General features: G+C 71.0%; 9 protein-coding genes. 4 read left to right on the plus strand and 5 right to left on the minus strand.

Annotated elements, in window-relative coordinates:
* Positions 1-63: 63 nt before the first annotated feature.
* The gene (locus tag QZV97_RS14890) at positions 64-1,503 is read right to left on the minus strand and encodes a hypothetical protein (RefSeq protein ID WP_295643687.1); all 1,440 of its coding nucleotides are present in this window, start codon (positions 1,501-1,503) and stop codon (positions 64-66) included.
* 73 nt (positions 1,504-1,576) lie between these two features.
* Positions 1,577-2,209, minus strand: a complete 633-nt coding sequence (locus QZV97_RS14895; RefSeq protein WP_295643690.1) for a LysE family transporter — start codon at positions 2,207-2,209, stop codon at positions 1,577-1,579.
* Positions 2,210-2,331: 122 nt separating this feature from the next.
* Between QZV97_RS14895 and QZV97_RS14900 the strand changes: the two genes are divergently transcribed.
* Genes QZV97_RS14900 through QZV97_RS14910 form a run of 3 tightly spaced genes read left to right on the plus strand, consistent with a single transcriptional unit; the run spans position 2,332 to position 7,284 of the window.
* Entirely contained in the window at positions 2,332-3,672 is a 1,341-nt protein-coding gene (locus QZV97_RS14900) for an HD-GYP domain-containing protein (RefSeq protein WP_295643692.1), read from the plus strand.
* Positions 3,669-6,140, plus strand: coding sequence for a bifunctional diguanylate cyclase/phosphodiesterase (locus QZV97_RS14905; RefSeq protein ID WP_295643694.1), 2,472 nt, complete (start codon positions 3,669-3,671; stop codon positions 6,138-6,140). The genes QZV97_RS14900 and QZV97_RS14905 overlap by 4 nt, the downstream gene beginning before the upstream one ends.
* A 46-nt stretch (positions 6,141-6,186) precedes the next feature.
* Positions 6,187-7,284, plus strand: coding sequence for a PA0069 family radical SAM protein (locus QZV97_RS14910; RefSeq protein WP_295643697.1), 1,098 nt, complete (start codon positions 6,187-6,189; stop codon positions 7,282-7,284).
* A 4-nt stretch (positions 7,285-7,288) separates the two neighbouring features.
* Here QZV97_RS14910 and QZV97_RS14915 read toward each other — a convergent pair whose 3' ends face one another.
* Positions 7,289-7,957, minus strand: a complete 669-nt coding sequence (locus tag QZV97_RS14915; RefSeq protein WP_295643699.1) for a hypothetical protein — start codon at positions 7,955-7,957, stop codon at positions 7,289-7,291.
* Positions 7,958-8,018: 61 nt separating this feature from the next.
* Between QZV97_RS14915 and corA the strand changes: the two genes are divergently transcribed.
* On the plus strand, positions 8,019-8,984 hold the full coding sequence (gene corA / locus QZV97_RS14920) for a magnesium/cobalt transporter CorA (protein ID WP_295643702.1): 966 nt from the start codon (positions 8,019-8,021) through the stop codon (positions 8,982-8,984).
* An 18-nt stretch (positions 8,985-9,002) separates the two neighbouring features.
* Here corA and dnaJ read toward each other — a convergent pair whose 3' ends face one another.
* Both dnaJ and dnaK read right to left on the minus strand, forming a co-directional pair.
* On the minus strand, positions 9,003-10,148 hold the full coding sequence (gene dnaJ / locus QZV97_RS14925) for a molecular chaperone DnaJ (RefSeq protein WP_295643705.1): 1,146 nt from the start codon (positions 10,146-10,148) through the stop codon (positions 9,003-9,005).
* Between the two features lie 44 nt (positions 10,149-10,192).
* Positions 10,193-11,508, minus strand: a 1,316-nt coding sequence (dnaK, locus tag QZV97_RS14930; RefSeq protein WP_295643708.1) for a molecular chaperone DnaK, incomplete at its 5' end; no start/stop codon positions are given.

The following is an 11,508-nucleotide window of genomic DNA, read 5'->3' on the forward strand; positions in this document are numbered from 1 at the left end:
GTTGACCAGCGGCTGCCGCGGCGCAGGCCCGGACGGCATCGCACCGGGCGCGCCGCCGGCCGCTCAGCGTGGGGCGGTGCGCCGGTAGGCCTCCAGGAAGGCCGGCGCCGAAGGCCCGTCCGGGTCGAACGCCTCGACCGGCTGCTTGGCGGTGGTGAAGCGCCCGGTCACCGCTGCGGGCTGCGAGGCCGCGCGCGCCAGCATGTTCTGGCGCATCACATCGATGCGCTCGCTGGCGCACTGGCCGCGCAGGATGCCGTTCATCGAGGCCCGGTGAGCGAACGCCGAGCTCACGACGTTGGCACCGGCGCGGGCGCCGGCCTCGAACGAGCCGCCGCCGCGCGGCATCTTCGTGATCGCGTTGAACATGTAGGCCGTCGCGCCGTCGTAGTGCCGGTCGTAGGCCCACGCCTGCGTGCGCTCGACGACGATCGGATCGGTCTCGCTGCGGTCCACGGTGCCGTCGCGCTTGACGCTCGTGAAGCGGATCGCGCGGCCGACCGGTTCGCGGATGAAGGCACGGCACTCGTCGGAGAAGGCCTCGAAGTACGAGGCGACGAACAAGGAAAAGAAGCTGTCGTAGCGGTAGAGCACGTCGAAGCGGCCGGCGGCCAGCACCTCGACCATGTCCTCGAACGTGGCGACCGGGTTGCGCTGCTCGCGCGGGGCGAACTGCGCCATGGAGACGCGCCAGCGCCCGTCGGCGGGAGCGGCCTCCAGGAAGCAGTCGCCGGCGTCCCTGCAGCGGTAATCGAGCGGCATCCGGCCCAGCGCGAAGCGGATCTGCTTCACCGCGCGGCACTGCTGCGCGTACTGCGCCGCCACCGTCTCGGCCAGTGCGGTGTAGTTGGTGATGAGCGAGACATCGCTGTCGAGCACGCGCAAGTTCACCGGCTCGATCAGCAGTGTCGGCCTGTCCTCGCAGCGCCCCTGGTGGTCCAGGCGCACGCGGCTGTAGAGGTCGGTGATCCGGATCGCGACGTTGGCGCCGCGGTCGAACGCGGTGGCCACCGCGCCGTCGCGCAGCACCCAGCCCTCGGCGCGCTGCATCGCGCCTTCGTAGCCGTACTTGTTGGCGGTGATCGCCGACTCGAACGTCACCCGCAGCACCTGCAGCTGCGGGCAGCGGCGCTCGAGCACCGGGCGCAGCGCCGCCATCGGCTCGGCGATCGGCAGGTCGCGTCCCGAGCGCGAGCTCGCGTAGGCGTCGAGCCGGTTCTGCGGCGTGTCGGTGAAGCGGATGTCCACCTGCATCGACTCGGCGCAGATGCCGCGGAAGCTCGCGGTCAGCCCCCATTGGCGGCGCTCGGCGAGGTGGGCGATGAAGCTGCCGGGCGGCGCGTTGGCGGCCGGGTTGGCCATCGTCGTCACCTGGTAGTTGCCGACGACCGAACTGCCGTCGCTCGGCACGGGCTGGGCGGATGTTCCAGCGGCGGCGAGCAGCGCGGCAGCGCCCGCGCAGGCGGCCGCGGTGCGGCGGAGAAGAACTGCCGGTCTCGACATGCCACGACTCCACGCAAGGGGTGGCCGGCAGTGTAGGCGCCCGCCACCTTTCCAGACCGCCCGCAGGCAGCCGCTACGGCGGGCTGCGCCGGAATCCCGCCAGCAGGGCGCCGGCCAGCACGAACAGGCTGCCGAACACGCGGTTGATCCACCGGACCTGGCGCGGATCGCGCAGCGTGCGCAACAGGCGCGCGGCCAGCGCGGTGTAGAAGCCCATCACCACCAGGTCGGTGAAGCCCAGCGTCGCGGCGATCACCAGGTACTGCGGCGCGAGCGGCGCCGCCAGGTCAAGGAACTGCGGCACCACCGCCAGCAGGAAGACCGTGCCCTTGGGGTTGACCGCGTTGATGGCCCAGCCGCGCAGGATCAGCGCGCGCGCCGAGGGCAGGGCGGCGTCGGTCGCGGCCTCGACCAGCGGCCGGGCCGGCGCCCGCCACTGCTGCACGCCCAGCCACACGAGGTAGGCCACGCCGGCCCACTTGACCAGCGTGAAGGCGGTCGCCGAGGTGGCAATCAGCGCTCCCAGCCCCAGGCCGACGAACAGCACCTGGGTCCAGATACCCAGCACCAGCCCGATCGTCATCGCGTAGCCGCGCGCGAAGCCGCAGCGCGCGCCCGCGCTCATGGCCGCCACCGCGCCCGGGCCGGGCGAGAGGCTGATGGCCCAGGCGGCCAGGAAGAAGGGGAGCCAGACGGACAGGTCCATGGGGGAGGCGCAAGCGGGGACGGATCGACTGTAGCGGCGCCGCCGTGAGGGCGCTCAAGGACGGCGGCGATCTGCCGAAACAGGGGTGGGGTCAGGGCTAGTCGCCCGGCTCCACCACAGCCATGCACGACAGCACGACTCACGGTCCTATCGTCGACATCCGGCAGTTGCGGATCGGCCTGCACGTCCACCTGGATCTCGGGTGGATGCAGCATCCCTTCCCGCTCAACAGCTTCCGGATCGCCAGCGAGGAACAGCTCCAGACCCTGCGCGGACTGGGGCTGGAGCACGTGCGCATCCTGCCGCAGCGCAGCGACGTCGAGCCGCTGCGCGCGCTGGTCGATGCCGGCGCGCTGGCGGCTGCCGACGCCGGCCCGGCGGCCCAGCCGGTGGTCGTCGCGCCGCCGCCGGCCGCCCCGGTCGAGACGCCCGAGCAGGCCCAGGCCCGCCGGCGCCGCGAGGCGCTGGAGGCCGAGCTGGCCTGCGCCCACCAGGCCGAGCGGCAGTACGCCGAGGCCGGGCGTGCGCTCAAGCGCAGCTTCGAGCTCGCGATCAGCCAGCCGGCCGCGGCCCGCGAGCATTGCGAGACCCACATGAACGGGCTGCTCGGCAAGCTGCTGGGCGCCGACGAGATGGCGATCCGCCTGCTGAGCGAAGGCGCGGGCGACCGCGCCTCGCTGCACGCGGTCAACGTGACGGTGCTGTCGCTGCTGCTCGGCAAGCAGCTCGGCCTGTCGAAGGAAGACATGTTCGACCTGGGCACGGGCGCGATGCTGCACGACGTGGGCAAGCTCGAGCTGCCCGACCGCGTGCGCTGGCTGGACCCGATGACGCCGGGCGTGTCGAACGCCGAGCGGCAGTTCTACCAGGACCATGTCTCGCACGGCGTGACCATCGGCCGCAAGATGGGCCTGATGCCCGGCGCGCTGCTGGTGCTGGCGCAGCACCACGAGCTGGCCGACGGCAGCGGCTTCCCGCTGAAGCTGGCGGGCGAGAAGATCAGCCCGGCCGCGCGCATCGTCGCGCTGATCAACCGCTACGACAACCTCTGCAATCCGGCCACGCCCTCGCAGGCGCTGACGCCGCACGAGGCACTGGCGCTGATCTACGGCCAGATGAAGGCGCGCTTCGACAGCGCCGTGTTCGGCGCCTTCATCCGCATGATGGGCGTGTACCCGCCGGGCTCGGTGGTGCAGCTGAGCGACGACCGCTACGGCATGGTCGTCACGGTCAACGCCGCGCGTCCGCTGAAGCCCTGCGTGCTGGTGCACGACCCGAAGCAGTCGCGCGACACCGCGCTGCCGCTGGACCTGGAGCGCACGCCCGAGCTCGGCATCCGCCGCAGCCTCAAGCCGCAGCACCTGCCGCGCGCCACGCTCGACTACCTGTCGCCGCGCACGCGCACCTGCTACTTCTTCGAGCCCGCGCGCGAGATGTTCGCGATGGGCGAGGCGGTCGCATGAGCCTTCCTCCGCCGGTCTGGCAACCGCTGATCGACAGCCTGCTCGAAGCCGTCTGTCTGGTCGACCCGCTCGGGCTGCGCGTCGTCGCGGCCAACGAGGCGGCGGCGGCGCTGTTCGGCGAGGCTCCGGGCGCGCTGGTCGGCCGGCCGGTGGTCGACCTGGTGGCGACGCCGGAAGACGAGTGCTTCTGGGAAGACATGGCCGCGGGCCGCTCGCGCCCCGACGGCCCGCAGATCCACTCCGACAGCTTCGTGCGCCACGCCGACGGCCGCATGCTGCCGGTCGAGCGCCGCGTCGACCGCGTCTGGATGCGGCCCGGCCAGGCGATCTACGTGCTGGGCCTGCGCGACCAGAGCGCCCAGCGCCAGGCCGAGGACGAGCTGGAGAAGCTGGTCGCCGAACTGCGCGCCACGCTGGAGTCGACCGCCGAGGGCATCCTCGTCACCGACCTGCACGGCGCGATCCGCGGCTGCAACCAGCTCTTCGCGCGGCTGTGGGACCTGCCCGAGGAGCTGCTGACCCAGCACGACGACAGCGCGATCCTCGAATGGATGCGCGGCCAGGTGGTCGACGCCGATCGGTTCAGCGCCAGGCTGCGCGAACTGGACGAGGCGCCGCTGCTGCGCGCCAGCGACGTGCTGCGGCTGCGCTCGGGCCGCGTGCTGGAACGCGTGACGCTGCCGCAGTACGGCCGCGGCCGGCCGATCGGGCGCGTCTGCTCGTTCCGCGACATCACCGAGCAGCTGGCCAGCGCCGCGCGCCTGCAGCTGGCGGCGCAGGTCTTCGAGTCCAGCCTGGACGCGATCTTCGTCACCGACGGCGCGCACCGCATCGTCGCGGCCAACGCCAGCTGCGAGCGCATCACCGGCCTGTCGCGCGAGCGCATCGTCGGCCTGACGACCGAGGCCCTGCTGTGCCACCCCAGCGCCGCGCCGGGCTGGTTCGAGCCGCTGCGCGCCTGCCTGGAAGAGAAGGGCGTCTGGGAGGGCGAGCTGTGGCACCGCCGGCCCGACGGCAGCACGCTGCCGGGGCAGGTCTCGCTGGTGCGCATGGACCCGGCCGGCGCCGAGCCCGCCGAGGTCGGCGCGGGCGTGCGCCACGTCGGCTTCTTCAAGGACCTGACCGAGACGGTGGCCGCGCACAAGCGCATCGAGGAGCTGGCCTTCACCGACGCGCTGACCGGCCTGCCGAACCGCGTGATGCTGACCGAGCGGCTCGAGTTCGCGCTGGCGATGTCGCAGCGCCATCGCATGCCCTTCGCGCTGCTGTTCCTGGACCTGGACCGCTTCAAGCAGATCAACGATTCGCTGGGCCACCTGTTCGGCGACCGCGTGCTGGTCGAGGTGGCCGAGCGCCTGAAGACCTGCGTGCGCCAGGTCGACATGGTGGCGCGCCTGGGCGGCGACGAGTTCGTGATGCTGCTGAACCAGACCGACGCGCGCGGCGCCGAGACCACGGCGCGCCGCGTGCTGGAGGTGCTGGGCCAGCCCTTCGTGCTGGAGGGCATGAGCTTCTCGGTCACCGCGAGCATCGGCATCGCGATGTACCCGAACGACGGCGAGTCGATGAACGACCTCATCAAGAACGCCGACGCCGCGATGTACCGCGTGAAGGAGCGCGGCCGCGCGGGCTTCCGCTTCTACCAGCCGCAGATGAACGTGGACCTGCTGGCGCGCATGAAGCTCGACCATGCGATGCGCGTCGCGCTCGAGCGCGGCGACTTCCGGCTGCACTACCAGCCGCAGGTCGAGATCGCGAGCGGCCGCGTCATCGGCGCCGAGGCGCTGCTGCGCTGGCGCGACGCCGACCTGGGCGACATCTCGCCCGGCGAGTTCATCCCGGTGGCCGAGGAGAGCGGCTTCATCGTCGCGCTGGGCGACTGGGTGCTGGGCGAGGCGGTGCGCCAGGGCGCGCGCTGGCAGGCCGAGGGGAGGCCGGTGGTGGTGTCGGTCAACGTGTCGGCGCTGCAGTTCCAGCAGGTCGACTTCGTCGAGCGCGTCGCCGCGGTGCTGGCCGCGTCGCAGCTGCCGGCCGCGCTGCTGGAGCTGGAGCTGACCGAGTCGATCCTGATCCGCGACGCCGACGAGGCGCTGCAGCGCCTGCGTGCGCTCGACCGCCTGGGCGTGCAGATGGCGATCGACGACTTCGGCACCGGCTACTCCAGCCTGGGCTACCTGAAGCGCTTCCCGATCAAGAAGCTCAAGATCGACCGCAGCTTCATCAAGGGCCTGCCGGGCGACGAGAGCGACGCCGGCATCGCGCAGGCGGTGGTGCAGCTGGCGCGCGCGCTGCGACTGCGCGTGATCGCCGAGGGCGTGGAGACGCCGGCGCAGCGCGACTTCCTGCTGCGCGCCGGCTGCGACGAGTTCCAGGGCTTCCTGTTCGCCGCGGCGCTGTCGGTGCCGGAGTTCGAGGCCCGCACGGCCGGGCTGCTGGGCGCGTCGCAACCGGAGCGCGCGACCGCCTGAGCGCTGTCGACATCGGCGCGAGACTGTATGAAAATACAGTATTGCCATGAGCCGAGCCGACGACCCGTCCCGCATCGACCCGATCAAGGGCCGCGGCACGCCGGTGCGCATCGCGCACCGCTACGAGCGAGACCTGCGCGAGGCCGTCGACGACGGCTGGGAAGCGCCGCCCGGGGAGGGCGAGCCGCCGCCCCCCGCGACCTTCGTGACCGAGGAGCGGGCGCGCACGGTGATCAGCCGCAACGACTCGCCCGACATTCCCTTCGACATCGCGCTCAACCCCTACCGCGGCTGCGAGCACGGCTGCATCTACTGCTATGCGCGGCCGACCCACAGCTACCTGGACCTGTCGCCGGGGCTGGACTTCGAGACGCGGCTGGTGGCCAAGGTCAACGTCGTCGAGCGGCTGCGCGCCGAGCTGTCGGCGCGCGGCCATGTGCCGAGCCCCATCAACATCGGCTCGGCCACCGACGCCTACCAGCCGATCGAGCGCCGGCTGCGGCTGACGCGCGGCGTGCTGGAGCTGCTGACCGCCTGCGAGCACCCGTTCACGCTGGTCACCAAGTCGGCCGGCATCGAGCGCGACCTCGACCTCATCGCCCCGGCCGCGCGGCGACGACAGGCGCTGGTCTTCGTCAGCGTCACCACGCTCGACGCCGGGCTCGCGCGTCGCCTGGAGCCGCGCGCGACGACGCCGCTGCGGCGCCTGCAGGCCGTGCGGCGCCTGGCCGAGGCCGGCGTGCCGGTGGGCGTGAACGTCGCGCCCATCATTCCCTTCGTCAACGAGCCCGAGATCGAGCGCATCGTCGAGGCCGCGGCGGCGCACGGCGCCCACTCCATCCACTACACGGTGCTGCGCCTGCCCTGGGAGGTGGCGCCGCTGTTCCGCCAGTGGCTGGACCAGCACCTGCCCGACCGCGCCGGGCGCGTGATGGCGCGCGTGCAGGACATGCGCGGCGGCAAGGACTACGACGCCGACTACGCCTCGCGCATGAAGGGCGCGGGCCTGTGGGCCGAGCTGATCCGCCAGCGCGTGCTCAAGGCGGCGGCGCGGCACGGCCTGTCGCGCGAGACACCGGCCCTCGACCGCAGCCGCTTCCGGCCGCCTGCGGCCGACGCGGCGCAGCACGAGCTGTTCGGCTGAGGCCTCAGGTCTCGTCGAGCTGCCGCAGCGCGGCGGCCCGGGCCTCCGACCGCAGCCGGCCGCAGACCACGAAGGACCCGATCACGCACACGATCACCAGCAGCTTGAAGCCGACCAGCAGCCAGCCGGCCAGCGCACCGGTGTAGCTGTACTTCTGGGCCCAGCCGACGGTCTCGGTGAAGCGGATGCCGGGGATCGCGTCGAACAGGTGCCAGAGGTAGAGGTCGGCGTAGCGTGTCGCGCAGCCCTCGGCATGGGGCACGGCGGGCTGCATCGAGATCCAGTCCAGGCGCTCGCAGGCGCAGCTCAGCGCACCGAAGACGACGACCGCGAACGCGGCCAGGGCCACCGACAGCGAGGTCGGGAAGGCGATGCCCTGCTGGGGCAGGGCGCGCAGGACGTCCTCGTTGGTCATCAAGGCCGCGTAGACCAGCAGGGCCACCGCGGCGACGACCACCGCAGCGATCCCAATCCACGGCGCCGGCCGGGCGAGCGCCCAGTTGAGGGCCTGGCCGACCCAGGCGATGGGCCACAGCACCAGCAGGGTGGCCAGCGCATAGGCCAGCGCGACCGCCAGGCGGCTGGCCCGAAGCACCTGTCGCAGGGCCGCGACCAGCCCGGCGGCGACCCGCCGCAGGCCGCTGGCCGTCGCCGTCGGGCCGGACTCTTCCATGGCGGCGATTGTGCGGTCGGGGCGGGCTTTGCGGGCGCCGACGCCGAACGCACAATCGCCCATGCTCATCAACTGCGTGGCCTACCAGGACGGCAGCAAGCTGGCCGACCTGACGGTCGACCAGGTCAGCGACTACATCTCGCGACCGGACTGCTTCGTCTGGGTCGCGCTGCAGGACGCGAGCGCGGCCGAACTCGAGGTGATGCGCCGCGAGTTCGGCCTGCACGAACTGGCGGTCGAGGACGCGGCGCACGGCCACCAGCGCCCGAAGATCGAGGAGTACGGCGACTCGATCTTCGCCGTGCTCCACCTGGTCGAGGCGAACGAGCACGAGCTCAACGTCGGCGAGGTCGACGTCTTCGTCGGCCGCAACTACGTGCTGTCGGTGCGCAACCGCAGCACCCAGGGCTTCCTCGGCGTGCGCGACCGCTGCGAGCGCGAACCGCATCTGCTGAGGCACGGCGCCGGCTTCGTGCTCTACGCGCTGATGGACGCGGTGGTCGACCGCTACTTCCCGATCATCGACACGCTGGAGTCGCAGCTCGAGACGATCGAGGAGCAGATCTTCGTCAAGGGCACGGCCAAGAGCAACATCGAGCGGCTCTACGACCTGAAGCGCCGCGTGATGGTGCTCAAGCATGCGGTCGCGCCGCTGCTCGAGGCCGCCGGCAAGCTGCACGGCGGGCGGGTGCCGCACATGTGCGCCGGGACGCAGGAGTACTTCCGCGACGTGGTCGATCACCTGACGCGCATCAACAGCTCGATCGAGTCGATCCGCGACACGGTGGGCACCGCGATCCACGTGAACCTGTCGATGGTGGCTATCGAGGAGAGCGAGATCACCAAGCGCCTGGCGGCCTGGGCCGGCATCTTCGCCGTGGCCACCGCCTTCGCCGGCATCTGGGGCATGAACTTCGAGTTCATGCCCGAGCTGAAGTGGCGCTGGGGCTACCCGCTGGCGCTGGCCGCGATCACCGCGGCCTGCGGCCTGGTGGCCTGGCGGTTCCGGCGCGCCGGCTGGCTCTGAGCCCGGCGCGCCGCGGCGCTACTTGAACAGGTCCTTGACCCGGTCGGTCCAGCTCTTGGCGTTGGGCGAGTGGCGGTCGCCGCCCTTCTTGAAGCTCTCGTCGAGTTCCTTCAGCAGCTTGCGCTGGTGCTCGGTGAGCTTGATCGGCGTCTCGACGGCGACGTGGCAGTAGAGGTCGCCGGGGTAGCTGGAGCGCACGCCCTTGATGCCCTTGCCGCGCAGGCGGAAGGTCTTGCCGTGCTGGGTGCCCTCGGGCAGCTCGATCTCGGCCTTGCCGCCGAGCGTGGGCACCTCGATCTGGCCGCCGAGCGCCGCGGTCGCGATGCCGACCGGGATCGTGCAGTGCAGGTCGTCGCCGTCGCGCTCGAAGATGTCGTGCTGCTTGATGCGGATCTCGATGTACAGGTCACCCGGCGGGCCGCCGTTGGTGCCCGGCTCGCCGTTGCCGGCCGAGCGGATGCGCATGCCTTCGTTGATGCCGGCGGGGATCTTGACCTCGAGCGTCTTGTTGCTCTTGATGCGACCGGCGCCATTGCAGGCCGTGCAGGGGTCGGGAATGATCTTGCCGCTGCCGTGGCAGTTGGGGCAGGTCTGCTGGATGCTGAAGAAGCCCTGGCGCAGGTGGACCTGGCCCGAGCCGTTGCAGGTCGGGCAGGTCTTGGCGCTGGTGCCGGGCTTGGCGCCGCTGCCGTCGCAGGCCTTGCAGTCGTCCCAGCTGGGGATGCGGATCTGCGAGTCCTTGCCGCGCGCGGCTTCCTCGAGCGTGATCTCCATCGCGTAGCTCAGGTCGCTGCCGCGATAGACCTGCTGGCCGCCGCCGGCGCCGCGGCGGGCGCCACCGGCACCGCCGAAGATGTCGCCGAAGATGTCGCCGAAGGCCTCGGCGAAGCCGCCGTAGGCCTCGGCACCGGGTCGCCCGCCGCCCATGGCGGGGTCGACGCCGGCGTGGCCGAAGCGGTCATAGGCGGCGCGCTTCTGCCCGTCGGACAGCATCTCGTAGGCTTCCTTCACCTCCTTGAAGGACTCCTCGGCCTTCTTCGCCCCGTCGCCCTGGTTGCGGTCGGGGTGGTACTTCATGGCCAGCTTGCGATAGGCCTTCTTGATGTCGTCGTCGCTGGCGTTCTTGGGGACGCCGAGGACTTCGTAGTAGTCGCGTTTGGCCATGCAGGTCCTTCAGGGGCGATCGACCAGGCAGCAACGGGGGCAGGTCACTTCTTGACTTCCTTGAAGTCGGCATCGACGACGTTGTCGTCGGCCGGCTTCGCGTCACCGCCGGCCGGCCCGTCCTGCGGTGCGGCGCCGGCCGCACCGGCCGCGGCCTGGGCCGCCTGCATGTCGGCGTAGACCTTCTCGCCGAGCTTCTGGCTCGCGGCCATCAGGGCCTCGGTCCTGGCCTCGATCTCGGTCTTGTCCTCGCTCTTGAGCGCGGCCTCGGCGTCCTTGAGCGCGGCCTCGATCTTCTCCTTCTCGCCGGCGTCGAGCTTGTCGCCGTGCTCGGCCAGGCTCTTCTTCACGCTGTGCACCATCGCGTCGGCCTGGTTGCGGGCCTGCACCAGCTCGAGCTTCTTCTTGTCCTCGGCGGCGTTGAGCTCGGCGTCCTTCACCATCTGCTGGATCTCGTCCTCGCTCAGGCCCGAGTTCGCCTTGATGGTGATCTTGTTCTCCTTGCCGGTGCCCTTGTCCTTGGCGCCGACGTGCAGGATGCCGTTGGCGTCGATGTCGAAGCTGACCTCGATCTGCGGCATGCCGCGCGGCGCCGGGGCGATGCCCTCGAGGTTGAACTCGCCCAGCATCTTGTTGCCGGCGGCCATCTCGCGCTCGCCCTGGAAGACCTTGATCGTCACCGCCGGCTGGTTGTCGTCGGCGGTGCTGAAGACCTGCGCGAACTTGGTCGGGATGGTGGTGTTCTTCGTGATCATCTTGGTCATCACGCCGCCCTGCGTCTCGATGCCCAGCGACAGCGGGGTCACGTCGAGCAGCAGCACGTCCTTGCGATCCCCGGCCAGCACCTGGCCCTGGATCGCGGCGCCGACGGCCACGGCCTCGTCGGGGTTGACGTCCTTGCGCGGCTCCTTGCCGAAGAACTCCTTGACCTTCTCCTGCACCTTGGGCATGCGCGTCATGCCGCCGACCAGGATCACGTCGTTGATCTCGCCGACCGACACGCCGGCGTCCTTGATCGCGGTGCGGCAGGGCGCGATGGTGCGCTCGATCAGCTCTTCGACCAGCGCTTCCAGCTTGGCGCGCGTCAGCTTGATGTTGAGGTGCTTCGGACCCGAGGCATCGGCCGTCACGTAGGGCAGGTTGATGTCGGTCTGCGCGCTGTTGGACAGCTCGATCTTGGCCTTCTCGGCCGCTTCCTTCAGGCGCTGCAGCGCGAGCACGTCCTTGGACAGGTCGACGCCCTGGTCCTTCTTGAACTCGCTGATGATGTAGTCGATGATGCGCTGGTCGAAGTCCTCGCCGCCGAGGAAGGTGTCGCCGTTGGTCGACAGCACCTCGAACTGCTTCTCGCCGTCGACGT

Origin of the sequence: uncultured Methylibium sp. (assembly GCF_902826655.1) — a bacterium.
Classification (GTDB): domain Bacteria; phylum Pseudomonadota; class Gammaproteobacteria; order Burkholderiales; family Burkholderiaceae_C; genus Methylibium.